This is a genomic window from Ferrovibrio terrae (genome assembly GCF_007197755.1).
Classification (GTDB): Bacteria; Pseudomonadota; Alphaproteobacteria; order Ferrovibrionales; family Ferrovibrionaceae; genus Ferrovibrio; species Ferrovibrio terrae.
This window is the reverse complement of sequence record NZ_CP041636.1, coordinates 556,990-581,359: the sequence shown is the minus strand read 5'-3', so window position 1 is coordinate 581,359 and position 24,370 is coordinate 556,990. Positions and strand designations below refer to the sequence as shown.

Here is a 24,370-nt window from a genome sequence, read left to right as displayed (position 1 = left end):
TTGCCGAGGGCCCATAAGCCCGGCTTATAGTCCGACAGCAAAACCCTGGGCTGCGAGCAATGGCCGATCTGCGCAATCTCGAAACTTTCGTCTGGGTCGCCCATCTCGGCGGCTTCCGCGCCGCCGCCGACAAGCTCAACACCACGCAGCCGGCCGTGTCGCAGCGTATCGCGCAGCTCGAGTCCGAACTCGGCGTGAAACTCTTCGATCGCGAGCCGCGCGGTATCGCGCTCACCTCGAAGGGCAATGAATTGCTGCCCTATGCCGAACGCATGCTGCAATTGCATGCCGACCTGCTGCATGCAGCGCGCGAGAAGAAGGCGATGCGTGGCATCGTGCGCCTCGGCGTGGCCGAAACCATTGTGCATACCTGGCTGTCGAAACTGATCGAGCGCATGCACACGGTCTATCCGGCGCTGACACTGGAAATCGAAGTTGATGTTTCGCCACTGCTGCGCGAACGCCTGCTGGCGCATCAGCTCGATATCGCTTTCGTGCTGGGTCCGATCAGCGAACCACGTATGAAAAATGTGGCTTTATCCAGCTATCCACTGGCCTGGGTCGCCAGCCCGTCGCTTGATCTGGGCGCCGAGCCGGTGCCGCTCTCAACTCTGGCACGCTGGCCGATCATCACCTATCCGCGCAACACCAGGCCCTATATCGCGATCCGCGAGATGATGACGCGTCACGACATGCCAGCACTGCGGATGTATGGCAATGCATCACTCTCCACCATCGTCCGCATGACACTGGATGGCATCGGTATCTCGGCGATTCCGCCGCTGATCATCCGGCGCGAACTGACGGAAAAGCGCCTGCGTGTGGTGAAGGCGGAACAGAATCTGCCCGATCTGAATTTCCATGCCTGCTATCCGGTCAAACCCGACAGCTATCTGGCCGAAGCGGTGACCGAGATTGCGCGCGAGATGGCGCAGGCGGAAGCACGTCGGCGCGAAAAGAGGCAGAAGTAATCTCCGGTCGTATGATTTTTGACCCATAAGAAATTCTTATGGGTCACCATGCGAACTCGCGATTGGACAGTCATCCATCCGTCATGATGCGATACCCGCAGAGTGGAGGACGGAATGAACGCAATGGCGTCGGGTAAGATTTATGGCAGCGGCCGCGAGGCCCGGCTGGCCATTCGCAGCGGCGAACATCGCGGCCAGACCGCCGGTATTGCCCCGGGTTTCGTGCAGGGCAACTTGGCCATCCTGCCCAAGGCGCTGGCGGACGACTTCTTCCGCTTCTGCCAGTTCAATCCCAAACCCTGCCCGCTGATCGGTGCCTCTGAGCCGGGCGATCCGCGGATCCCGGCGCTGGCCGAGGACCTCGATATCCGTACCGACCTGCCGCTCTATCGCGTCTGGCGCGACGGCAAGCTGGTCGAGGAAGTGCCCGACCTGAAGGCCGTGTGGCGCGACGACCTAGTAGCGTTCCTGATCGGCTGCTCGTTTTCATTTGAAGAAGCGCTGGTCGAGGATGGCATCGACCTGCGCCACATCAGTGCCGGCACCAATGTGCCCATGTATCGCACCAACATCGACACCGTGCCGGCCGGGCCCTTCCATGGCCCGCTGGTGGTTTCCATGCGCCCGCTCAAACCCGCCGACGCGATCCGCGCGGTGCAGATCACCTCGCGTTTCCCGGCCGTGCATGGCGCGCCGGTGCATCTGGGCAAGCCCGAGCTGCTGGGCATCAAGGATATCGCGAAGCCCGACTACGGCGACCCGGTCGAGGTGAAGGCCGACGAACTGCCGGTCTTCTGGGCCTGTGGCGTCACGCCCCAGTCGGTGATCGCCACCGTGAAACCGGATTTCTGCATCACCCATGCGCCGGGCCACATGCTGGTGACCGATCTGAAGAACAGTCGCCTGGCGATCCTGTAAATCTGCAATTCACAACCGGAGGGAAGAGATGAAATCCATGATCAAGACGCTGGCGCTTGCCGGCGCCGTTGCGATGGGGCTGAGCGGTATGGCTCTGGCGCAGGACCTGCCGAAGACGCCGCTGAAAGTGGTCGGCGCCTGGGGCAATCTGACCCAGTACAAGGAATACGAGCAGCCGTTCTGGACCAAGGAAATCAGCGAGAAGTCCAAGGGCGCCGTCACCGCGGAAATCACGCCGTTCAACGAAATGGGCCTGAAGGGTGCGGAAATCTTCCGCCTGATGCGTCTGGGCGTGATCGACTTCGGCTCCACCGTGCTGGGTTATGTCGCCGCCGATGACGCGCGCAACGAAGCCGTCGATCTCGCCGGCCTGTCGCCGGATGTCGAGATGGCCCGCAAGGTGTCCGATGCCTACAAGCCGGTCTATGACAAGTTTTACCGCGAGCGTTTCGGCGTGCAGGTGCTCGGCATCTGGCCCTATTCGGCCCAGGTGCTGTTCTGCAACGGTGACATCAAGGGCCTGGCCGATCTGAAGGGCAAGAAGGTGCGCACCGGTAACCGCACGCTGGCCGAATTCGTCGAGGCCTTCGGCGGCACCGGCGTGACACTGGCCTTCAACGAAGTGGTGCCGGCGTTGCAGAACAAGGTGGTCGATTGCGCCATCACCGGCACGCTGTCGGGCAATTCGGCCAAATGGTATGAAGTGGCGACGCATATCTATGCCCTGCCGCTGGGCTGGAGCCATGTCATGCATGGCGTGAACGTGAAGACCTGGGATCGCCTCGACCCGAAGGTGAAGAGCTTCCTGCAGTCCGAGATCAAGGGCCTGGAAGACCGCATCTGGAAGGCCGCCGCGGAAGAAACCCAGCAGGGTTACGACTGCAACGCCGGCAAGGACAACTGCAAGCTCGGCAGCAAGGCCAAGATGACCGTCGTACCGGTCACTGACGCCGATAAGGCGCTGCTGAAAAAGGCGATGGCTGAAACCGTTGTGCCGAAATGGGCTGCCCGCTGCACCGGCGACTGCGTTCCGGCCTGGAACGACAGCATCGGCAAGATCGTCGGCATCACCGCCAAGGCGAACTAAGCGCCCGGAACGAGGGCGGGGCCGCGCTGACGCGGCCCCGCCTGCCTTTCTCTGACCTCGGGGGACATCATGACCGCGCTGCTCGATCGCTGGCTCGGCTTTGCCGACCGCATTTCCCACTATGCCATCTGGGCCGGTGGCGCGATGATCCTTGTTTCCGCCGTTCTGGTGTCCGTCGACGTGCTGCTGCGCAAGCTGTTTCTCGTGTCACTCGGCGGTGCCGACGAACTGTCCGGCTATGCCTTCGCCATCGGCACCACCTGGGCGCTGGCGTTCACGCTGCTGCGCCGCGCCAATGTGCGTGTGGACGCACTCTATATCCACCTGCCGCAGGCGATCTGCGCCATTCTCGATATCGTCGCCCTGATCACCTTTGGCGGTTTCCTCGCGCTGCTCACCTGGCAGGCCTGGGATGTGCTCGACACTTCGCTGGCCTTCCAGGCCCGCGCTACCACGCCGCTGGCGACGCCGCTGTGGATTCCGCAGTCGCTCTGGCTGATCGGCCTGGTCTTCTTCCTTTTCACCATCCTGCCGCTGCTGCTGCGCAGCCTGTTCGCGCTACTCGGCGGCGATCTCGCCAAGGTGCGCAGCCTGGCCGGCGCGCGCACCATCGAGGAAGACGCCGCCAGCGAAGCCGCACATACCGCCACACTCAAGCCGCAGGACTGATCCGATGCTTGGCACAACGCTCGTCCTCTTGCTCGCCCTTCTGGCGGCGGCCATTCCGGTTGCCGGCGCGCTCGGCACGCTTGGCCTGCTGCTCGACAAAATTTATTCCAAGATGCCGCTCAGCCTGGCGCTGGGCGAGGTGGCATGGTCGTCCTCAAAAGACTTCCTGCTGGTCTCGATCCCGATGTTCATCCTGCTCGGCGAGATACTGCTGCGCGCCGGCGTGGCCGAGCGTATGTATGCCGCGATGGTGAAGTGGCTGGCCTGGATTCCCGGCGGCCTGATGCATTCCAATATCGGCGCCTGCGCCATTTTCGCCGCCACCTCCGGCTCGTCGGTCGCCACGGCAGCCACCGTCGGCACTGTGGCGCTGCCGCTGGTGAAGAAGCACGGCTATAACGAACGCCTGTTTCTCGGTACGCTGGCTGCCGGCGGCACGCTCGGCATCCTGATCCCGCCGTCGATCAATATCATTATCTATGCGGTGCTGACCGATACTTCGATTCCGAAGCTGTATCTCGCCGGTATTATTCCCGGCCTTGGCCTGGCGCTGCTGTTCATGCTCTTCGTCGCCATCTGCTGCATGGTCAAGCCGTCGCTGGGTGGCCGAACCGAAAACTTCAGCTGGGGCGAACGCTTCGCCAGCCTGATCGATCTGTTGCCGCCGCTCGGCATCTTCCTCGTCGTGGTCGGCTCGATCTATGCCGGTCTGGCCACGCCCACCGAAGCCGCCTCGCTCGGCGTGGTGGCGGCGCTCGGGCTGGCCGCCTTCTACCGGCGGCTGTCCATCGCCATGCTGAAAGAGGTGATGGAAAACACCATGCGGACCACGGCGATGGTGATGATGATCATCGTCGCGGCCTATTTCCTCAACTTCATCATTTCAGCCATTGGGCTGACCACGATGCTGACCGACTTTATCGCCGGTCTCGGCCTGTCGAAATTCGAGATGCTGATCGCGCTTGTTGTCTTCTACCTCGTCCTCGGTTGTTTTATGGAAACGCTGTCGATGATGATCACCACGATCCCCATCGTGGCGCCGGTGATGTTCGGTTTAGGCTTCGACCCGATCTGGTTCGGCATCATCATCATCATCCTGATCGAGATGGCGTTAATCACGCCGCCGGTCGGCCTCAACCTCTTCGTCGTGCAGTCGCTGCGCACCCACGGCACGCTGAATGACGTGATTGCAGGCTCGGTGCCCTTCGTCGGCATCATGGTCCTGCTGATCCTGCTGCTGACTGTCTTCCCGGGCATCGCGCTCTGGCTGCCCCAAACTTTCGGTTAAAATATTGGCCTTCGGTTAACCTACAGGATTCGCCCCATGCTGACTTTTGATCGCCTCTGGCAGGACAAGCGCGACCGCGTCGCCGTGCAGATCGACAATCTTATTGTTGCCGGCTGGGCCGGCCGCGATGCGCATGCCATCGAGCATCATATCGAGGAACTGGCCGCTATCGGCGTGCCTCGGCCGTCCACCGTGCCGCTGTTCTATCGCATCGGCACCGGCCAGCTGAGCCAGACCACGCATCTGCAGGTGCTCGGCCCGGATACCTCGGGTGAAGTGGAACCTGTGGTGCTGTCGCTCGCCGACGGGCTCTGGGTCGCGGTCGGCTCGGATCATACCGACCGCAAGGCCGAAGCCGCTGGCGTTGCCCTCTCCAAGCAGCTTTGCTCCAAGGTGGTCGGCACCGGTCTGTGGCGCTATGACGAAGTCGCGCCGCACTGGGACAGCCTGATCCTGCGCGCCTGGGCCACCATCGATGGCAAGCGCACCCTGTATCAGGAAGGCGCGGTCTCAGGGCTCCGCAGCCCGGCCGACCTGATGCAGCGTTACAGCAACACCGCCACACTCCCTCCCGGCAGTCTGATGTTCGGCGGTACCATTGGCGCCATCGGCGGCATCCGCCCCGGTACGCGCTTCGAGATGGAGCTGGAGGACCCGGTGCTGCAGCGTAAGCTCGGCCACGCCTATGATATCGAGGCGCTTCCTGTTGTGGCGTGAGCCACTCCGTCTTATGACTCGGGCATGAGCGCCTATCCCCAGATACGGTCCTTCGGCGATACCGGCTTCAGCGTCGAATTCGGCGAAGGCATCGACCGTGGTATCAATGCCATGGTGATGGCGCTGCATGCCGCGCTGACCGATACGCGCCCGGCCGGTCTGGTCGAAACCATTCCGTCCTTCCGCGCCCTGCTGGTGCAATACGATCCGCTCGTCACCAGCCGCGCCGATCTGGAATCACATGTGCGCGGCCTGCTGGGTGGCCTGAAGCCGCAGCAGCGCGCCGGCCGGCTCTGGCGCCTGCCGGTCTGCTACGCCGATGAATTCGCACCGGACCTCGCCGAGGTTGCCGAACGCTGCAAGGTCACGCCGCAGAAGGTGATCGAGATCCATACCGGCGGCCGCTATTTCGTCTACATGCTCGGCTTCATGCCCGGCCTGGCCTATATGGGCGGACTGGAGGCGGCCCTGCATCTGCCGCGCCGGTCTTCGCCGCGCACCAAGGTGCCGCAGGGCTCGGTTGCGATCGCGGAATCGATGACGACGATCTATCCCTGGGAAAGCCCGGGCGGCTGGCATCTGCTCGGCCGCACACCGCTGAAACTGTTCGATGCGGTGCGCGACGAACCGATCCTGCTGGCAGCCGGCGACGAAGTGACTTATTTCGCCGTCTCCACCGATGACTATGCCGCGATGCTGCGCCAGGTCGAGGATGGATCGTTCGATTCTGCGTCGCTCAGGGTGAAACCGTGAGCGACGCGGGCTTCCTTGACGTCATCGCGCCGGGTCTGATGACCTCGGTCCAGGATCTCGGTCGGCTCGGGTCGCAGGCGCTCGGCATGCCGGTGGCCGGTGCGACGGATGCGATGGCTCTGCGCATCGCCAATGCGGTGGTGGGCAATCCTGAAAACACCGGCGCGCTGGAAATCGGCTATCTCGGCCCGACCTTGGTGGCAGCCGTCGACGGCGTGCGTGTCGCGCTCGGCGGTAAGGCGAAACTCACTGTGCAGCCGGCCGGTGGTGAGGCGCGTAGCGTGAAGCCTTGGCGCTCGCTGCTGCTCAGGCGCGGCGACAAACTCACCGTCGGCGCGGTAGAAGAGGGCGGCGTGGCCTATCTCGCCGTGGCTGGCGGTTTTGCCATCCAGCCTTTCATGGGGAGTCTCTCAACATATATGCGCTCCGGCCTCGGCGGCTTCGAAGGACGCGCGCTGAAGGCCGGCGACAAGCTGCCGCTCAATACGGTCGCCGCAGAGGGCGAAGAACGCGAACTGGCCGATGATATCGACTATGGCAGCGGCCCGGTCCGCGTCGTGCTCGGACCGCAGGAAGACCGCTTCACCGCCAAGGGCATCGACACGTTTCTCTCGGCCACCTACACGGTGACCAAGGAAGCCGACCGCATGGGCATCCGGCTGGATGGCGACAGCGTCGAGCATACGCGCGGCGCCGACATTGCGTCGGAAGGCGTCGTTACCGGCTCGATCCAGGTGCCGGGCAACGGCAAGCCGATCATCCTGATGGCCGACCGCCAGACCACCGGCGGCTATACCAAGATCGCCACCGTGATCTCCGCCGATCTCGCCCGTGTCGGCCGCATGAAGCCGGGCGATACGCTGCAGTTTGCCGCCCTCGAGGTGGCCGCCGCCGAGGCCGCCCGTCGTGAGCAGGAAAAGATGGTGCGGCGTCTGATCAAGGGCATCCGCACGGCTTTGCCCGATGTCATGCTCGACCTGAACGCGCTATATACGCAGAACCTGATCAGCGGCGCAGTAGACGCGCCCAGTGGATATTAATTTGGGTGGAGACTGGCGATGACCAAAACCAACCTGAACAGCGATCTCGGCGAAAGCTACGGCGCCTGGACCATGGGTGACGATGCGGCGATGCTGGCCGTGGTAGGCACCGCCAATGTCGCCTGCGGTTTCCATGCCGGCGACTGGAGCGTGATGCAGGCCACCGTGGCCGAAGCCGTGAAGAACGGTGTCTCGATCGGTGCGCATCCGTCCTATCCCGATCTGCAGGGTTTCGGTCGTCGGCCGATGACCATGAGCAACCGGGAAGTCGAGGCGCTGATGGCCTATCAGATCGGCGCGCTGATGGGCGTGGCGACGACGAAGGGTGGCAAGGTCACGCATGTGAAGCCGCATGGCGCGATCAACAACAAGGCCGCCACCGACATGGACCTTGCGATGGCGCTGGCGCGCGGCATTGCCGGTGTCTCGAAGGACCTGATTTTCCTCGCGCCGGCCGGCTCGGCCATGGTGACGGCTGCGGCAAAAATGAACCTGCCGGTGGCGCAGGAGGTCTTCGCCGATCGCAATTACGACGATGACGGAAATCTGGTGCCGCGCGGCCAGCCGCATGCCATGGTGCATGACAACGACGAAGCGCTGCGCAACGTGCTGCGCATGGTGCAGGAACGCGCCATCGTCTCGGTCAGCGGCAAGCGGATTCCCTGCAATGTCGACTCGATCTGCGTGCATGGCGACAGCGCCGGCGCCGTCTCGATGGCCCGCCATATCCGCGCCGGGCTGGAACAGGCCGGCGTCAAGTTGGTGACCCTGCCGGAGATGCTGGCTTAAAAGCCTTCGCCGCTTGACGGTCACCCCCTCTGCCCGGCAAGACTGGGCCACGGGGAGAGTGCCTGAATGACCAAGTCGAAATCCGCCAAGCCTGTAAAGGCCAAATCTGCTGGGGCCAAACCGCGCCAGCCGGACGTGACGCGGCGCAACATTCTCGATGCGGCGCTGGTGGAATTCGCCGCCAAGGGTCTGGCCGGGGCGCGGGTCGACGAGATCGCCGCACGGTCGGGCTCCAACAAGCGCATGATCTACGAGTATTTCGGCAACAAGGAGGGCCTGTGGCTCACCGTGCTGGAAAACGCCTATACGCGGATGCGCGAAGAGGAGCATGCCATCGACGTGGCGCGTATGAAGCCGGAAGAGGGCATGCGCTACCTGATGGAATTCAATTTCAAATTCTGTTCCCGCAATCCGGAGTTCATCGCGCTGCTGAATGCCGAGAATTTGCACAAGGCCAGTTATCTGAAGGATTCCAAGAAGATTCGCGAGCTTTACACCCCGCTGCTGGTGGTGATCACCGATTTGCTGCAGCGCGGTCAGAAGGAAGGCGTGTTCCGTAAAAACGTGGACCCGGTCGAGCTTTACACGACGATTGCGGCACTTGGATTCTTCTATTTTTCCAACATCCATACGCTGTCGACCATCTTCGGCCGCAACCTGCTGTCGGCGAAACAGCAGAAAATCCGCCTCGACCATTCGATGGAAGTGGTGCTGGGCTTCCTGCGGCCGTAATCCGTGCATGCCCATTCTTTCGGCCTTGGTCGAATTTCGTAACTGAACGGTTACTTCCCCGTTGACAAGTCCGCCCGGCATCGGAAATGCTGGGCGGATAACTAGGATCGTGACGATCCATAAACGGAGGAGACCGCCATGCAAGGCAAGCTTGCTATTCGTATCGCTGTGGCCGCATTCGCGCTGGGCACCCTGGGCCTCGTCGCCCAGCCGGCCGATGCGCAGAACTGGAAGCCGACCAAGCCGATCACCATCATCGTGCCCTGGGCTGCCGGCGGCTCCACCGACCAGGTGATCCGCGTTACGGCCGCGGAACTGGAAAAAGAACTCGGCCAGAAGATCGTGGTCGTGAACCAGCCCGGCGCCTCGGGTTCGATCGGCACCAAGAGCGTGCTGGAAGGCCAGAAGGACGGCTACACCTGGGCTTCGGGCGCTGCCAAGGATATTGGTTCCTATGCCGTGTCCGGCCTGCTCGACACCACCTCGAAGGATTGGGATTTCTATCTCGCCGTTGCGAATCAGGCGGTGATCAGCGTCAATCCGAACACGCCGTACAAAAGCGTTGCCGACCTGCTGGCCGCCATGAAGGCCAAGCCGGGTCAGGTCTCGTTCGCCACCGCCGGCGTGAATTCCTCGGGCCACTACGGTTCGGAAGCGCTGTCGCGCGCCGCGGGCGCCACCTACAAGCACGTCTCGTACGATGGCGGCAATCCGGCGGTGATCGCCACGGTGGCCGGCGAAACCGAAGTGACCAGCCAGTTGGGCGTCGAGCAGATCGAGATGATCCGCGGTAAGCGCCTGCGTGCGCTGGCCGTGCTGGCCGACAAGCCGCTGGTGGTCGATGGCGTGCCGCCGATCGAGCCGATCACCAAGACGCTGCCGAGCTTCCGCACCGAGATCAACTATTTCGGCATTTTCGTTCCCAAGGGCGTGCCGGCGGAAGTGACCGCCACGCTGAACAAGATCTGGGAAGAGAAGATCAAGAAGTCGGCAGCCCTGCAGAAGTATTCGGCCGATAAGGGCGCCCTGTTCGATCCGCGCTTTGGCGATGATGCCAAGAAGGCGTCCTTCCCGGCGATCCAGGGCGCTGCCTGGATCCTGCAGGAAGGCGGCAAGGCCAAGATCAATCCGGAAACCATCGGCATTCCGAAGCCGTAAGACGCGTAAACAGAACGGCCGCCTGGCTTGGCAAAAGCCGGGCGGCCGATTTGCTTTTCAGGAGTTATCGCAATGGATCAGAATCCCGTTCAATCCACCGCTGCCGAACCGGCGGTTCCGCCGCGCGCCGACTTCTGGTCCGCCGTGGTCTGGATTGTACTGGGTTTTGCCATTGTCGTGATCAGTTTGCGGATGGACCGCCTTGAGCGCTTCCAGGCCAGCATCTACACCGCGCCCGGCCTTGTACCGGGCCTGCTGGGTTTTGCGATTGCACTGATGGGCGGCATCCTGATGCTGCGCGCGGTGCGCGCCGGCGCATTGCAGGGCCGCGCCCCGGTCCGGCTGGTGCTGCGCGATCACTGGCGCCTGATCTTCAGCCTCGGCCTGTCGCTGGTCTATGCGCTGGTGATTGTCTCCAGCTCCATGCCTTTCTGGCTGGTCACGGCCATCTATGTCAGCGCCTTCGTGATCGTCTTCCAGTATGCCGAGCGCCGCGCCGCCGGGCAGGTGCCGCGCGGCATCGCCGTGGCCGTGGTGCATGGTGTGCTCGCTGGCTGGGCGATCCAGTATGTCTTTGAAGAACTGTTCCTTGTCCGGCTGCCGTAAGTAGAAGGCATCGCATCCATGTTTGACGGTCTGTTCGGCTTTGCCCATTCGATCTGGAATTTCGCCAGCCCGGAAACCATTTTTTACGCGCTCTGCGCCTCTCTGATCGGTCTGATCATCGGCGCGTTGCCCGGCCTCACCGCCACCATGGGCGTGGCGCTGATGACCACGCTCACGCTCAAGCTGCCGTCCGACCAGGCCCTACTGATCCTGATCTGCACCTATGTCGGTTCGATCTATGGCGGCAGCCGTAGCGCCATCCTGCTTAACATTCCGGGCACGCCGGCATCGGCCGCCTCCTGCCTCGATGGTCATGCACTGGCCAAGCAGGGTCTGGCCGGCCGCGCCATGGGCATCGCCACCTCCGGCTCGATCCTCGGCACCTGGATCGGCATGTTCTTCCTGGCGCTGTTCACGCCGATCCTGGGTGAAATGGCGCTGAAATTCGGTGCCTATGAATTCTTCTGGCTCGCCGTCTTCGGTGTGGTGATTTCGGGCAACCTCACCGGCACCGATCCGCTGAAAGGCTGGATCGCCGGCTTCATCGGGCTTTTCATTGCCGCCATCGGCCAGGAAGGCATGTATGCCTACGACCGCTTCACCTTCGGCGTGCATGATCTTTCGGGCGGTATTGCGCTGATCCCGGCGCTGGTCGGCGTCTTCGGATTCGCCGAAGTGCTGAACGTGATGAAGGACAAGCCGCAGAAATTCATCATCAACACCTACGACACGGTTGTCCCAAAGATCAAAGACGTGGTGCAGTACTGGCGCACCATTATCCGCTCGGGCCTGATCGGCACCTTCATCGGCATCGTGCCGGGTGTGGGCGAGGATGTCGCGGCCTGGAGCTCCTATGCCGCCGCGCGCCGCGCCAGCAAGGAAAAGGAAAAGTTCGGCAAGGGGTCGGTCGAAGGCCTGATGGCCGCCGAAACCGGCGACAATGCCTGCGTGCCGGGTGCCGTCATTCCGGTGCTGACGCTGGCCGTGCCGGGCTCGGCGCCTGCCGCCGTGCTGCTCGCCGCCATGCTGATCCATGGCGTGCGTCCGGGTCCGATGATCATGGTGGAAAATCCGACCTTCGTTTACGACGTCGTTGCCATGATGCTGTTCGCCTCGATCGGTATCCTGATCTACGGCCTGACCCTGACCAAGTTGCTGGTCAAGATCCTGCTGGTGCCGCGCGCCCTGGTGATGCCGGTGATCTTCGTGCTCTGCACGGTCGGCTCCTACGCGATCGCCGCGCGACCCTTCGATATTCTGGTCATGCTGGTCTTCGGCATTGTCGGCCTGGTAATGCGTGGCCTGAACTACCCGATGGCGCCGCTGGTGCTTGGCATCGTGCTGGGCGACCTGCTCGACAAGAGCCTGCGCCGCGGCCTCAGCCTGTCGGATGGCGACCTGACGCCCTTCTTCGGCCGCCCGATTGCCTTCGTCATCTTCCTGCTTGTTTTGTTCACCATCCTGATGAATGTCCCGGTCGCCCGGCGCGTCCTGGGGCAGGGGACCGCGCTGCTGCTGCGTCCGTTCCGGCGCGCCTGAGCCACAGTCGGGAATTGACGATACCCGCTGTTTCACACTATAAGTAACTGACTAGTTACTTTACGGACTAGCTAACGATGCGCATCTCGCTCTGCAATGAGGTTCTTGCCGGTCTGCCGTTCGCTGCACAATGCACGCTGGCGGCGGAACTTGGCTATGACGGGCTGGAAATCGCGCCGTTCACGTTGAGCGAAGACCCACTCAGCCTGACGGCAGCCGAGCGCAAGGTCATTCGCCGCGCTGTAGAAGAAACCGGACTCGCGGTCACCGGCCTGCACTGGCTGCTGGTCACGCCCAAGGGCATGTCGATCACCGATACCGATCCGGCGGTGCGCCGCCGTACCCGCGACATGATGCAGGGCCTGTGCGAGCTCTGCGCCGATCTGGGCGGCAGGTATCTGGTGCATGGTTCGCCGGCGCAGCGCCAGCTGCCCGAGCGCGACATCCATGCCGCCAAGGGCTATGCGCTGGAGGCCTTCCGCTATGCAGCGCGTGCGGCCGAGAAGGCCGGTGTGATCTATTGCGTCGAGCCGCTGTCGCGCCGCGAAACCAATTTCATCAACACGGTGGCCGAAGCCATCGGCGTGGTCGAGGGCATCGGCAGCAACAGCTTCCGTACCATGATCGACTGCAGCGCCGCCGGCCTGGCCGAAGAGGAAAGCGTCGCCGAGCTGATCGCACGCTGGATGCCGAGCGGTCTGATCTCGCATATCCAGGTCAACGATCCCAATCGCAAGGGCCCCGGCCAGGGCGATATGGATTTCGTGCCGATCATCGCCGCGCTGAAGCAGCATGACTACGCCGGCGATATCGGCGTCGAGCCTTTCATCTATGAGCCCAACGGCCCGGGCGTCGCCGCGCATTCGATCCGATACTTACGCAACCTGCTGGGAGCGGCGGCATGAAAACCGAAGCGCCCGGTTTCACCATCGGCGAAATCCAGCTGTTTGAGCGGCCGGTCACGCTGCGCCTGCCGTTCCGTTTCGGCGTGGTGACGCTGACGGCGGCCCCGCAGGCTTATGCCCGGTTGCGTATTAGCTTGCCCGATGGCCGCAGCGCATGGGGCTCGGCTGCCGAACTGATGGCGCCAAAATGGTTCGACAAGAATCCGGCGCTCTCCAACGAGCAGAATTTCGATCAGCTGCGCCGCAGCCTGCTGAATGCGGTGAATGCTTACGCCGCCGATCCCACGCCGCGTACCGCCTTCGGCCATTCCGCCGCGCATCACGCTGCCCTGGTGCGGCATGGCGCAGGCGAGGACTTGAATGCGTTGGTGGTGTCCTACGGCGCCGCGCTGCTGGATCGTGCAGTGATCGATGCGCTTTGCCGTCTGCGCGGCGTGCCCTTCGTGGCTTTGCTGGGCAGGAACCAGTTCGGCATCGACGCCGCGGCCCTCACGCCGGATCTGGCCGGTTTCGATCTCGATGGCTGGCTTGGCTCGCTGAAGACCGGTCGCTTTATCGCCGCGCGACATACTGTCGGCCTGATCGATCCGCTGCGTGAAAGCGATGTGGCTGCGCCGCGGCTGAATGACGGCCTGCCGGAAAGTCTGGAAGGCGCGGTGGCGCAGTATGGTCACCGCTGGTTCAAGCTGAAGGTCGGCGGCAATGTAGAGAGCGATCTGGCCCGCCTGCAGGGCATCGCCGCCGTGCTCGACCAATCGAGCGAGCCCTATCGTGCCAGCCTGGACGGCAACGAACAGTATGACGACGTCAACGGCATTGCCGCGCTCTGGGCGGCCATGAAGGACGATCGCATGCTGCGGCGGCTGATCTCCTCGATCATCTACATCGAACAGCCGATCAAGCGCGCCGCCGCGTTGGCCCAGCCGGTGGCAAAACTCGCCGCCGAAATTCCGCTGATCGTCGATGAATCCGATGCCGATTACGACGTTTTCCCCAAGGCGCGCGAACTGGGCTATGGCGGCATCTCGTCCAAGACCTGCAAGGGCGTCTACCGCGCCATCCTGAATGCGGCGCGCTGCGCCCATTGGGGCCAGGAAAGTAATAGCTCGCATTATTTCATTACTGGCGAGGACCTCACCTGCCAGGCCGGCCTCGCCCTGCAGCAGGACCTTGCCCTCGTGGCAGCCCTTGGCCTCGGCGATGTCGAACGCAACGGCCATCATTATGTGGATGGTTTCGGCACGGCACCGCAGGCTGAGCAGGATGCGTTCCTCGCGGCCCATCCCGATCTCTATCACCGCGATCCAAAAAGCGGCCGCGTGCGGCTCAGCATCCGCAACGGCACTCTCGATCTGCGCAGCACCATGGACGCCACGGCCTTCGGGTCGGACGCCGAACCAGATTGGGGCAATCTCGCCCCCATGACTTTGAATTCTTGAAGAAGGACAAGACACCATGAGCAAGGATATCCGTCTCGGCATCATCATGAACGGCGTCACCGGGCGCATGGGCATGAACCAGCATCTGATCCGTTCGATCTGCGCGATCCGCAAGGATGGCGGCGTGGTACTGAAGAATGGCCGCCGCGTGATGCCCGATCCGATCCTGGTCGGTCGCAACCTCGACAAGGTGGCCCGTCTGGCCAAGGCGCATGGCATTGACCGCTATACCGACGATCTGGATGCCGCGCTGAAGAACAAGGACGACACGCTGTTCTTCGATGCCGCCACCACGCAGGCGCGCGCCGGCCTGCTGAAAAAGGCGATGGCCGCCGGCAAGGACATCTACTGCGAAAAGCCGACCGCCGAGAAGCTCAGCGTCGCCATGGACCTGGTGAAGGCGGCGAAGAAATACAAGGTCAAGCACGGCGTGGTGCAGGACAAGCTGTTCCTGCCCGGCCTGCAGAAGATCAAGATGCTGATTGACAGCGGCTTCTTCGGCGAGATCCTGTCGGTACGCGGCGAGTTCGGCTACTGGGTCTTTGAAGGCGACTGGCAGCAGGCGCAGCGCCCCAGCTGGAACTACCGCTACAAGGATGGCGGCGGCATCATCCTCGACATGCTCTGCCACTGGCGCTACGTGCTCGACAACCTGTTCGGTGAAGTCGAGAGCGTGTCCTGCCTCGGCGCGACGCATATCAAGAAGCGCTGGGACGAGAACGGCAAGCCCTACAAGGCCGATGCCGATGATGCGGCCTATGCCACCTTCCAGCTCAAGAGCGGCGTGATCGCGCAGATCAATTCATCCTGGACCACTCGCGTGCGCCGCGACGACCTCGTCACCTTCCATGTCGACGGCACGCTGGGTTCGGCGGTCGCCGGTCTCACCAGCTGCCGCACCCAGGCTCGCGTCAACACGCCGAAGCCGGTATGGAATCCCGATGTGCCGCAGACCATCGACTTCTTCGACACCTGGCAGGAAGTCCCCGACAACCAGATCTACACCAATGGCTTCCGCGCCCAGTGGGAAATGTATATCCGCCATCTGGTCGACAACGAACCGTTCAAATGGACGCTGCTGGAAGGCGCCAAGGGCGTGCAGCTCGCCGAAGCCGGCCTGAAGAGCTGGAAGGAACGCCGCTGGATCGACCTGCCGGAATTGAAGGCGTAAAAACATGACGACGCTCAACCTGCCTGCCGGCGCCGGCAAGCTGGCACCCTATACGCTGAAGCAGCCCAAGGCCTTCCCGGCCGCGAAGCCACCGTTCAGCCGTGTGGCTTACGCGGCGGCGCATGTGGTGGCGGACACTCTTGCCGAACATGATCCATGGCTGACGCCGGCGATCGACTGGGACCGCACGATCGCGTTCCGCCAGCATCTCTGGTCGCTCGGTTTCGGTGTGGCGGAAGCCATGGACACCGCCCAGCGCGGCATGGGGCTGGACTGGAAGGATGCACTGGAACTGGTGCGCCGTTCGCTCGATGCGGCGAAGGACGTGCCGGGCGCGACGGTGGCTTCGGGTGCCGGCACCGATCATCTGGCGCCGGGGCCAGACGTCACCATCGACAAGGTGATCGCGGCCTATGAGGAGCAGTGCGGCGCCATCGAGAAGCTCGGCGGTCGCATCATCCTGATGGCGAGCCGCGCGCTCACCGCTGCGGCCAAATCGCCGGATGATTATGCGAAGGTCTACAGCCGGATTCTCTCCCAGGTGAAGCAGCCGGTAATCCTGCACTGGCTGGGCGAGATGTTCGATCCCGCGCTGACCGGCTACTGGGGCAATGGCGACCATCTCAAGGCGATGGACACCTGCCTCGATGTGATCAAGGCCAATGCCGCCAAGGTTGACGGCATCAAGATTTCGCTCCTGGACAAGGACAAGGAAATCCTCATGCGCCGCAAGCTCCCGAAGGGCGTGCGCATGTATACCGGCGACGACTTCAACTATGCCGAACTGATTGCCGGCGATGCGGAAGGTTACTCCGATGCGCTACTCGGCATTTTCGATGCCATCGCGCCGGCGGCTTCGTCCGCAATCGGCGCGCTGACACGCGGCGATGAAAAGACCTTCCATGAGTTGCTGGCGCCGACGGTGCCGCTGTCGCGGCATATCTTCAAGGCGCCGACGCGATTCTACAAGACCGGCGTTGTCTTCATGGCCTATCTCAACGGCCATCAGGATCACTTCGTGATGGTCGGCGGCCAGCAGAGCACGCGCTCGGCCCAGCATCTGGCCGAGCTGTTTCGTCTGGCCGATGCGGCCGGGCTGCTCAGCGATCCGGACCGCGCCGCCAGCCGCATGAAGGCAGTGATGGCGACGCAAGGGATTGCCGCATGACGAAACCGGGTCCTCTGTCGCTCAATACGGCGACTGTGAAGGAACAGTGGTCGCTGCAGCAGTGTATCGAAGGCTGCGCGCGCCATGGCATTACCGGCATTTCGCCCTGGCGCGACAAGCTGGCGGAGTACACGACCGCGAAAGCCGCGAAACATATCCGTGAGGTCGGCCTGACCGTCACCGGTCTCTGCCGCGGCGGCATGTTCCCCGCCGCAGATGCGGCCGGGCGGCAGGCGGCGATCGAGGACAACAAGCGCGCGATTGATGATGCCGCTGCCCTGAACGCGCAGTGCCTGGTGCTGGTGGTTGGCGGCATGCCTTCTGGTTCCCGCGATCTCGCCGGGGCCCGGAGCCAAGTGCAGGATGGCATCGCGGCTGTGCTGGAACATGCCCGCGCGGCCAATGTGCCGCTGGCGATCGAACCGCTGCATCCGATGTATGCCGCCGACCGCGCCTGCGTGAACACGGTGGCGCAGGCGCTCGATATCTGCGATGCGCTCGGTTCCGGGCCGAACGACCGCCATCTCGGCGTCGCCGTCGACGTCTATCATGTCTGGTGGGACCCGACCCTGGCGGCGCAGATCAGGCGGGCGAACAAGCGCGTGCTGGCTTTCCATGTCTGCGACTGGCTGGTGCCGACCACCGACCTGCTGCTGGATCGAGGGATGATGGGCGATGGCGTGATTGACATCCCGTCGATCCGCGCCATGGTCGAAGGCGTCGGCTATGACGGTTTCTGTGAGGTCGAGATCATGTCGACCGGCAACTGGTGGAAGAAGGACGCCGATGCGGTGCTGAAGACCTGCATCGAGCGCCACGCCACGGTGGTCTAAGCGGTCCTGACCGTCACTTGCTTTACCTGCGGGGCTCCATCCATGATGGGGCCCCGTTTCGTATCGGACAGAGGAGCATCGGGTGACAGCGGCACCGGCACCGCGCCTGCAGCGCGCCAATGGCGCGCTCACCCTGCGTTTCACCGCTGAACGGAATGGCGGGCAGGACGATGGTGGCACGCGCCTGGCCGATCTCTATCAGTCCGATCCTTGTCGTGCCCTGCTGCCGTCGCCCGATCCGGGCGAGCCGATCACAGCCGTGCTGATCACCACGGCCGGCGGCCTGACCGGTGGCGACCGGTTGAATCTCTCTGTCACTGTCGATGCCCATGCTACCGCACTCTGTACGCCGCAGGCCGCCGAGAAAATCTACCGTTCTCCCGATGACAGCGCGGCACAGATTGATCTGACTCTCGATGTCGCGGCCGATGCGGCGCTGGAATGGCTGCCGCAGGAGATGATCCTGTTCGATGGCGCGCGGCTGGATCGCCGCATTGCCGTGTCGCTCAAGGCCGACAGCCGTCTGCTGGCTGGCGACATCACGGTGTTCGGTCGCACCGCGCGCGGCGAGCGCTTTGCCTCTGGCAGCCTGTTCGACCGCTGGCAGGTGCGCCGCGACGGCCGCCTGATCTGGACCGATGCCACCCGCCTGAAGGACGACACGACGGCTCTGCTCGATCATCCCGCCGGCTTTGCCGGTGCGGCGGCACAGGCGGTGATCCTCTATCAGGGCCCGGATGCGGCTGGCGCGCGCGACTGCCTGCGCGAACTTCCCGGTCGCGAACCCGGCTGCGAATGGGGCGCGACGGTGATCGATAGCCTGCTGCTGGTCCGGCTGCTCGATGCCGATGCCGCCCGATTGCGCCGGCAGTTTGCCCGCCTGTGGTCGGCCCTGAGGCCCGGACTCGACCTGCGGCCGGCGATGCCGAGGCTCTGGAAGTTCTGACTCAATTTGAGTCATCTGACTCATTCGCCGGCGCGGGGTTCTGCCTATATTTTAACCGCTGCCTTTTTTTTGAAAGGTCTATGCCCAATTAAAGCGCATTGACCCGCCCCGATTGCGTATCGACCAAAGTTTGAATCGCCCCGGTGGATAACTCGCGGGCCTGTCATATTGCGGCGCGGAATCAGCGAATTATGCGGGCTATCGGACCATACCGCCACGGCATGGTCCGCTTGGCACGCTCCTTGCCATTCCTTTCCTGTCAGGCCGGCCTGGGGGGCTCGGCCCAAGCAGGAGAGGAAGTCTCAATGACCAAGTTTATGCGGACGATGGCCGCGGCAGGCGCCATGCTGGGCGCAGTCGCCGTCGGCAGTGCGCCGGTTATGGCGCAGGACACGATCAAGGTTGGCGTCCTGCATTCGCTGTCCGGCACCATGGCGATCTCGGAGACGACCCTGAAGGACACCGTCCTGATGATGGTCGATGACATCAACAAGAAGGGCGGTCTGCTCGGCAAGAAGGTCGAGGCGGTCGTGGTCGACCCGGCCTCCAACTGGCCGCTGTTTGCCGAAAAGGCGCGCGAACTGATCTCGAAGGAAAAGGTCTCGGTGGTGTTCGGCTGCTGGACCTCGGTGAGCCGCAAGTCGGTGCTGCCGGTGTTCGAGGAACTCAACAGCATGCTGTTCTACCCCGTCCAGTATGAGGGCGAGGAAAGCTCGAAGAACGTGTTCTACACCGGTGCGGCGCCGAACCAGCAGGCGATCCCGGCGGTGGAATACCTGATGAGCAAGGAAGGCGGCGAAGTGAAGCGCTGGGTCCTGGCCGGCACTGACTACGTCTATCCGCGCACCACCAACAAGATCCTGGAATCCTTCCTGAAAGCCAAGGGCGTGAAGCAGGAAGACATCATGATCAACTACACGCCGTTCGGTCATTCCGACTGGCAGACCATCGTGGCCGACATCAAGAAGTTCGGCTCGGCGGGCAAGAAGACCGCCGTGGTCTCGACCATCAACGGCGACGCCAACGTGCCGTTCTACAAGGAACTGTCCAACGCGGGCATCAAGGCCTCCGATATTCCGGTCGTGGCCTTCTCGGTCGGCGAAGAGGAACTCGCCGGCATCGACACCAAGGATCTGGTCGGCCATCTGGCTGCCTGGAACTACTTCCAGTCGGTGAAGAACCCGACCAACGATGCCTTCATCAAGCAGTGGAAGACCTTCATCAAGAACGACAAGCGCGTCACCAACGACCCGATGGAAGCCACCTATATCGGCTTCAAGATGTGGGCCCAGGCGGTTGCGCAGGCCGGCACCACCAACGTGGATGCCGTGCGTCAGGCGATGTATGGCCAGAAGGTGAAGGCTCCCTCGGGCTTCACCTCGGTGATGAATACCAATCACCACCTGTCCAAGCCGGTGCTGATCGGTGAAATCCGCCCCGACGGCCAGTTCAACACCGTCTGGCAGACCAAGGGTCCGGTGAAGGCCGACGCCTGGTCGAAGTTCATCCCGGAAAGCGCCAAGCTGACCGCCGACTGGACCTTCCCCTGGGTCTGCGGCAACTGCGAGAAGCCGAAATACGCGGCCCTCGTCAACTAAGCGCGTAACGTAAATGGCATCCGACCCCTTCCTTCGCGGCAATGCTGCGCAGGAAGGGGTTTGGGTCGCCCAACAAAAAATCCATTCCGTCCTCGTTATAAAAATCGCAGCGGTCATCGAACCCATGCAACGCTATCTGCCCCTTCTGCTGGTCGTCCTGATGCTGGCGCTGGTCGCCAGCGTGCGCCCCGCCGGTGCGCAGGACCTGACCGCCACGCTGTCCGGCCTGACCGACAGTGATCCCAAACCGGCCATTCAGGCGCTGACACAGAGCAGCGACGACAAGGCAAAAGCCGCGCTTGCCGCTCTGGCCGCGGGCAATCTCTATCTGCGGCTTTCCGACAACGCCGTGGTGATCGGCGAGAAGGACGGCGAGATGATCGTCGTGACCAACGCTGCCACCGGCGATATCGAGGATATGGCGAAACCGGAAGATCTGCAGGCCATTGCGGTGCCCGAGGAAGCCAAGGCCTTGCTGGCCGGCGCCGGTCCCGCCGCCAGCAGTGAACCGGTCGATTTCGCCACCGCGCTGGCTGGCCTGAAGAGCGACAGTTTCGCCGACAAGGGCAAGGCCATCGACGCGCTGACCGCATTGGGCGATGTGCGCGCCATTCCTGTCTTCCGCGCGCTGGCCGATGGCCGGCTGCTGCTGCGCAAGTCGGACGGCCTGATGGTGATCGGCGCGCCGAGCGGCAACGAGATCGCGCTGACCTCGCCGCTGGACGGCAGTTCGCTTGGGGCGGTGTCGGCGGGCACGCTGGAGCCGCTGTTCGTCAACAACAACCTGCGCAATGTGCTGCGTGAGGCGGTCGGCCGTCTGGGCTTGAGCAGTTCCGATCAGGCCGCGCGCAGCATGGCCGCCAATGCACTGCTGGAAAATGCCACCCCCGAAACCGTCGCGCTGCTGCGGGAGGCCTATGGTCGTGAATCGGTGGATGGCGTGAAACGCGTGATGGCACTCAGCCTGGCGGCCGCCGAGATTGCGCATCCCGACAAGGTGAAACGCCTCGACTCTATCGCGGTGCTGGGCACGGCATCCGATCTGCGCGTGCGCGCCCTGCTGCAGGCCCGCCTGAATCAAGAGCAGGATGCCGATGTGAAGGCGGCGCTGGTGAAAGCCTTCGACCGGATGCAGACCAAGATCACGCTCTATTCCTATGTCGAGAATTTCATCCAGGGCATCTCGCTCGGGTCGGTGCTGCTGCTTGCGGCCGTCGGCCTCGCCATCACCTTTGGCGTGATGGGCGTGATCAACATGGCGCATGGCGAGATGATCATGCTCGGCGCCTATTCGGCCTATCTGACGCAGGAAATCTTCCGTGCCCTGCTGCCGCCCGGCTGGATCGGCGCCTATCTGATCGTGGCGCTGCCGGTCGCCTTCCTGATCGCGGCGGCTGTTGGCGTCGCCATCGAACGCGGCGTGATCCGCTTCCTTTACGGCCGGCCGCTGGAAACCATGCTGGCCACCTGGGGCGTCAGCCTCTGCCTGCAGCAGGCGGTGCGCAGCATCTTCGGCGCCACCAACAAGGAAGTCGCCAATCCCTCCTGGATGACCGGCGCCATCGAAGTCGCCGGCGGCCTGGCCGTCACCTGGAACCGCGTCTACATCATCATCTTCTGCTTCCTGGTGCTGGGCCTGATCGCGCTGATCCTCAAGCGCACGGCGTTTGGCCTGCATATGCGCGCCGTGACGCAGAACCGCCAGATGGCCGCCGTGATGGGCATTCCCACCGCGCGCGTCGATGCCATGACCTTCGCGCTGGGCTCCGGCATCGCCGGCATGGCTGGCGTGGCGCTCAGCCAGATCGGCAATGTCTCACCCAATCTGGGTACCATCTACATCGTCGACAGCTTCCTCGTCGTCGTCTTCGGCGGCGTCGGCAGCCTGATGGGCACGCTGGTCGGTGCGCTCACGCTCGGCGTCGTCAACAAGATCCTTGAACCGGTGGCCGGCGCTGTGCTCGGCAAGGTGGTGGTGCTGGTCTGCATCATCCTGTTCATCCAGAAACGCCCGCGCGGGCTGTTCGCGGCCAAGGGGCGCTCCGCCGATGCGTAACCAGTTGGAGACTCTCGCCAAGCCGCGCCCGCTGCTGGATCGCAGGGGCTGGGCCGCATTCCTCGCCATCGGCTTCGTGCTGATCGTGCTGGTGCCGCTGCTCAACATCCTGCCCGGTCGCGGCAGCATGCTGCATCTGTCGGATTACCTGATCCCGCTGCTGGGCAAATATGCCTGCTACGCCATCCTGGCGCTCAGCCTCGATCTGGTCTGGGGTTATGCCGGTATCCTGAGCCTCGGCCATGGCGCCTTCTTCGCGCTCGGCGGCTATGCCATGGGCATGTACCTGATGCGCCAGATCGGCACGCGCGGCGTCTACGGCCATCCCGTGCTTCCCGATTTCATGGTCTTCCTGAACTGGAAGGAACTGCCCTGGTACTGGCAGGGTTTCGACAGCTTCCCCTTCGCCATGCTGATGGTGCTGCTGGCGCCGGGCATCCTGGCGCTGGTGCTCGGCTGGTTCGCCTTCCGCAGCCGCGTCACCGGCGTCTATATCTCCATCGTCACCCAGGCGATGACTTTCGCTTTGCTGCTGGCCTTTTTCCGCAATGACATGGGCTTCGGCGGCAACAACGGTCTGACCGATTTCAAGGACATCCTCGGTTTCCCGATCCAGGCGCCGAGCACACGCATCGGGCTCTATGTCGTATCGGTGATCGTGCTCGGCCTGTGCTTCCTGCTCTGCCGCTTCGTCACGCAGTCCAAGCTCGGCCGCGTGCTGCTGGCCGTGAGGGACGCCGAAAGCCGCACGCGCTTCCTCGGCTATTCGCCGACCGCCGCCAAGCTGTTCGCCTTCGTGCTGTCGGCGCTGCTCGCGGGTATCGCCGGTGCGCTCTATGTGCCGCAGGTCGGCATCATCAATCCCGGCGAATTCTCGCCGGCCAATTCCATCGAGATCGCCATCTGGGTGGCGGTCGGCGGTCGCGGCACGCTCTATGGCGCCATCCTTGGCGGTGTGGTGATCAACCTGGTGAAAACCTGGCTCACCGGTGCGGCGCCCGAACTCTGGCTCTTCGTGCTCGGCGGCCTGTTCATTGCGTCGACACTGCTGTTCCCCAAGGGCATCGTCGGGATGGTCGGCCAGTGGAAAGCCTGGCGCGACCAGAAAAAGGCATATGCGCTGGATGACAAGGCCGCGGCCGAGAAGGGGGCTGAATAATGAAACGCCCCGCCATGCCATTGCCGTCGCCGCTGCTGCAGCCCGCCACCGCCGGCCTTTCGCCCGACGTGGTCGACAGGGTCCGCGTCTCGGATACGCAACTCTATCTCGATGGTGTCTCTGTCTCTTTCGACGGCTTCAGGGCGATCAACAATCTCGCGCTCATGGTGGCGCCGGGCGAGTTGCGCACCATCATCGGGCCGAACGGCGCCGGCAAGACCACGATGATGGATATCATCACCGGCAAGACCAAGCCGGATGCCGGCGAGGTGCTGTTCGCCGGCCGCATCGACCTGACCAGGCTGGATGAAGTGGCGATTGCCAATCTCGGCATCGGCCGCAAATTCCAGAAGCCCACCGTGTTCGAGAATCTCACGGTGTTCGAGAATTTCGAGCTGGCGCTGAAGTCGGCGCGCGGCGCCTGGAAAACCCTGCTCGGCCGGCTGAATTCCGAGGCGCTCGACCGCATTGCCTGGGCGCTCGATACTGTCGGCCTGGAAACCAAGGTCGAGGATATTGCCGGCTCGCTCAGCCATGGCCAGAAGCAGTGGCTCGAGATCGGCATGCTCCTGGTGCAGGACACTCAACTTATATTGCTGGACGAGCCGGTCGCCGGCATGACCGATGCTGAGACCAAGCAGACCGCCGAACTGATCCTGACGCTCAAGGGCGAACGCACGCTGGTCGTCGTGGAGCACGATATGGAATTCGTGCGCGATCTCGGCGCCAAGGTCACCGTGCTGCATGAAGGCAGCGTGCTGTCGGAAGGCACGGTGGATCACGTGCAGAATGATCCACGCGTCATCGAAGTCTATCTGGGGCGCTGAA

23 protein-coding genes are annotated in these 24,370 nt (G+C 63.2%); all 23 read left to right on the top strand.

What is annotated here, in order from left to right; genetic code table 11:
• Positions 1–59: 59 nt before the first annotated feature.
• The 23 genes from FNB15_RS02785 (at position 60) to urtD (ending at position 24,369) form a co-directional block, all read left to right on the top strand.
• Positions 60–971: a LysR family transcriptional regulator gene (locus tag FNB15_RS02785; RefSeq protein ID WP_144067247.1), complete on the top strand. Its 912-nt coding sequence runs from the start codon at positions 60–62 to the stop codon at positions 969–971.
• 114 nt (positions 972–1,085) lie between these two features.
• Complete coding sequence (locus tag FNB15_RS02780; RefSeq protein ID WP_221932731.1) at positions 1,086–1,889, top strand: putative hydro-lyase; 804 nt, start codon at positions 1,086–1,088, stop codon at positions 1,887–1,889.
• Between the two features lie 28 nt (positions 1,890–1,917).
• Positions 1,918–2,976 carry a TRAP transporter substrate-binding protein gene (locus tag FNB15_RS02775; protein ID WP_144067246.1) on the top strand — a complete coding sequence of 353 codons (1,059 nt, stop codon included), beginning with the start codon at positions 1,918–1,920 and terminating at the stop codon, positions 2,974–2,976.
• 69 nt (positions 2,977–3,045) lie between these two features.
• Positions 3,046–3,645 (top strand): TRAP transporter small permease subunit, encoded by a 600-nt coding sequence (locus tag FNB15_RS02770; protein WP_144067245.1) that lies wholly within the window; start codon positions 3,046–3,048, stop codon positions 3,643–3,645.
• A gap of 4 nt (positions 3,646–3,649) precedes the next feature.
• Positions 3,650–4,933 (top strand): TRAP transporter large permease, encoded by a 1,284-nt coding sequence (locus FNB15_RS02765; RefSeq protein WP_144067244.1) that lies wholly within the window; start codon positions 3,650–3,652, stop codon positions 4,931–4,933.
• Positions 4,934–4,969: 36 nt separating this feature from the next.
• A complete protein-coding gene (locus tag FNB15_RS02760) occupies positions 4,970–5,650 on the top strand; it encodes a DUF2848 domain-containing protein (RefSeq protein WP_144067243.1) in 681 nt (226 codons plus the stop codon).
• A 24-nt stretch (positions 5,651–5,674) separates the two neighbouring features.
• Complete coding sequence (gene pxpB, locus FNB15_RS02755) at positions 5,675–6,403, top strand: 5-oxoprolinase subunit PxpB (RefSeq protein ID WP_144067242.1); 729 nt, start codon at positions 5,675–5,677, stop codon at positions 6,401–6,403.
• Positions 6,400–7,443 (top strand): 5-oxoprolinase subunit C family protein, encoded by a 1,044-nt coding sequence (locus FNB15_RS02750; protein ID WP_246068773.1) that lies wholly within the window; start codon positions 6,400–6,402, stop codon positions 7,441–7,443. Before pxpB ends, FNB15_RS02750 begins: the two co-directional genes overlap by 4 nt.
• A gap of 18 nt (positions 7,444–7,461) precedes the next feature.
• Complete coding sequence (locus FNB15_RS02745) at positions 7,462–8,232, top strand: LamB/YcsF family protein (RefSeq protein ID WP_144067241.1); 771 nt, start codon at positions 7,462–7,464, stop codon at positions 8,230–8,232.
• 66 nt (positions 8,233–8,298) lie between these two features.
• Positions 8,299–8,964, top strand: coding sequence for a TetR/AcrR family transcriptional regulator (locus FNB15_RS02740; protein WP_144067240.1), 666 nt, complete (start codon positions 8,299–8,301; stop codon positions 8,962–8,964).
• A gap of 138 nt (positions 8,965–9,102) precedes the next feature.
• Positions 9,103–10,122, top strand: a complete 1,020-nt coding sequence (locus FNB15_RS02735) for a Bug family tripartite tricarboxylate transporter substrate binding protein (protein WP_144067239.1) — start codon at positions 9,103–9,105, stop codon at positions 10,120–10,122.
• Positions 10,123–10,194: 72 nt separating this feature from the next.
• Positions 10,195–10,728, top strand: coding sequence for a tripartite tricarboxylate transporter TctB family protein (locus FNB15_RS02730; RefSeq protein WP_144067238.1), 534 nt, complete (start codon positions 10,195–10,197; stop codon positions 10,726–10,728).
• Between the two features lie 18 nt (positions 10,729–10,746).
• Entirely contained in the window at positions 10,747–12,267 is a 1,521-nt protein-coding gene (locus FNB15_RS02725) for a tripartite tricarboxylate transporter permease (protein WP_144067237.1), read from the top strand.
• A gap of 77 nt (positions 12,268–12,344) precedes the next feature.
• Positions 12,345–13,172: a sugar phosphate isomerase/epimerase family protein gene (locus FNB15_RS02720; RefSeq protein WP_144067236.1), complete on the top strand. Its 828-nt coding sequence runs from the start codon at positions 12,345–12,347 to the stop codon at positions 13,170–13,172.
• Complete coding sequence (locus FNB15_RS02715) at positions 13,169–14,611, top strand: enolase C-terminal domain-like protein (protein ID WP_144067235.1); 1,443 nt, start codon at positions 13,169–13,171, stop codon at positions 14,609–14,611. The genes FNB15_RS02720 and FNB15_RS02715 overlap by 4 nt, the downstream gene beginning before the upstream one ends.
• 16 nt (positions 14,612–14,627) lie before the next feature.
• Positions 14,628–15,782 (top strand): Gfo/Idh/MocA family protein, encoded by a 1,155-nt coding sequence (locus FNB15_RS02710; RefSeq protein ID WP_185973683.1) that lies wholly within the window; start codon positions 14,628–14,630, stop codon positions 15,780–15,782.
• A gap of 4 nt (positions 15,783–15,786) precedes the next feature.
• Entirely contained in the window at positions 15,787–16,950 is a 1,164-nt protein-coding gene (locus FNB15_RS02705; protein WP_144067234.1) for a dihydrodipicolinate synthase family protein, read from the top strand.
• Positions 16,947–17,783 carry a sugar phosphate isomerase/epimerase family protein gene (locus FNB15_RS02700; RefSeq protein ID WP_144067233.1) on the top strand — a complete coding sequence of 279 codons (837 nt, stop codon included), beginning with the start codon at positions 16,947–16,949 and terminating at the stop codon, positions 17,781–17,783. The genes FNB15_RS02705 and FNB15_RS02700 overlap by 4 nt, the downstream gene beginning before the upstream one ends.
• 82 nt (positions 17,784–17,865) lie before the next feature.
• A complete protein-coding gene (locus tag FNB15_RS02695) occupies positions 17,866–18,729 on the top strand; it encodes an urease accessory protein UreD (RefSeq protein WP_144067232.1) in 864 nt (287 codons plus the stop codon).
• Positions 18,730–19,073: 344 nt separating this feature from the next.
• Positions 19,074–20,327 (top strand): urea ABC transporter substrate-binding protein, encoded by a 1,254-nt coding sequence (urtA, locus tag FNB15_RS02690; protein WP_425460314.1) that lies wholly within the window; start codon positions 19,074–19,076, stop codon positions 20,325–20,327.
• A gap of 124 nt (positions 20,328–20,451) precedes the next feature.
• Positions 20,452–22,383 (top strand): urea ABC transporter permease subunit UrtB, encoded by a 1,932-nt coding sequence (gene urtB, locus FNB15_RS02685; RefSeq protein WP_246068772.1) that lies wholly within the window; start codon positions 20,452–20,454, stop codon positions 22,381–22,383.
• A complete protein-coding gene (urtC, locus tag FNB15_RS02680; protein ID WP_144067230.1) occupies positions 22,376–23,542 on the top strand; it encodes an urea ABC transporter permease subunit UrtC in 1,167 nt (388 codons plus the stop codon). Before urtB ends, urtC begins: the two co-directional genes overlap by 8 nt.
• A complete protein-coding gene (gene urtD / locus FNB15_RS02675; RefSeq protein WP_246068771.1) occupies positions 23,542–24,369 on the top strand; it encodes an urea ABC transporter ATP-binding protein UrtD in 828 nt (275 codons plus the stop codon). Before urtC ends, urtD begins: the two co-directional genes overlap by 1 nt.
• Position 24,370 lies beyond the last annotated feature (1 nt).